Here is a 571-nt window from a genome sequence, read left to right on the forward strand (position 1 = left end):
ATTTTACTCATGCCTTACCATAGAGAAGCAACGTCAAGTGTTGTACGGCACGATTCTTTTTGTTGTATGCAGAAGAACGCTCAATACCGAAGTGCTCGCAAATGGTATAAATGTTTTGATCTTCCTGCCAATAGAACTGTTCCAGCACATACCGTTCATCCTCCGACAGACTGTCCCATGCAGGCTGAAACCATTCCATGTATTCCTTTGCCTGACGATACCGTTCCCGCAGCACATCGATTTCGTCAATGGCAGTGATAATTCGCATTTCGCCGGACTGCGGGTTCGGACTGCCGCCCGGCATATCTGTAAATGCCGGACTGCCAAGGGTTGTGGTGTCTTCATGCACCTGTGTGATTTCTTCGTCTGTATGTGCAAGGATGTAAGCCATGCTGCTGTAATCCTTCAGTGCGTTTACAGCGGCACTCCGTTTGTCTAAGTACTGCCAAATGATATTCATCTGCTACCTCCAAGTTCTGCTTTGACGGCCTGCATCAAAGCGGTCTGGGTTTGTTCTTTCCGGGTCAGGGCTTTCAGGATACGTTCGTCAATCGTACCCTTGGTGATGAGA

At 48.3% G+C, this 571-nt stretch carries 1 protein-coding gene; it reads right to left on the bottom strand.

Annotation, left to right across the window (positions count from 1 at the left end; genetic code table 11):
- Positions 1 to 7: 7 nt before the first annotated feature.
- Positions 8 to 460 (bottom strand): sigma-70 RNA polymerase sigma factor region 4 domain-containing protein, encoded by a 453-nt coding sequence (locus RUMCAL_RS08570; protein WP_021682356.1) that lies wholly within the window; start codon positions 458 to 460, stop codon positions 8 to 10.
- Positions 461 to 571: the final 111 nt, after the last annotated feature.

The sequence above is a fragment of the Ruminococcus callidus ATCC 27760 genome, assembly GCF_000468015.1.
Classification (GTDB): domain Bacteria; phylum Bacillota; class Clostridia; order Oscillospirales; family Ruminococcaceae; genus Ruminococcus_C; species Ruminococcus_C callidus.

Excerpts from the sequence above, each read along its gene's own strand:
- RUMCAL_RS08570 (WP_021682356.1), bottom strand. The coding sequence starts at position 460 with ATGAATATCATTTGGCAGTACTTAGACAAACGGAGTGCCGCTGTAAAC.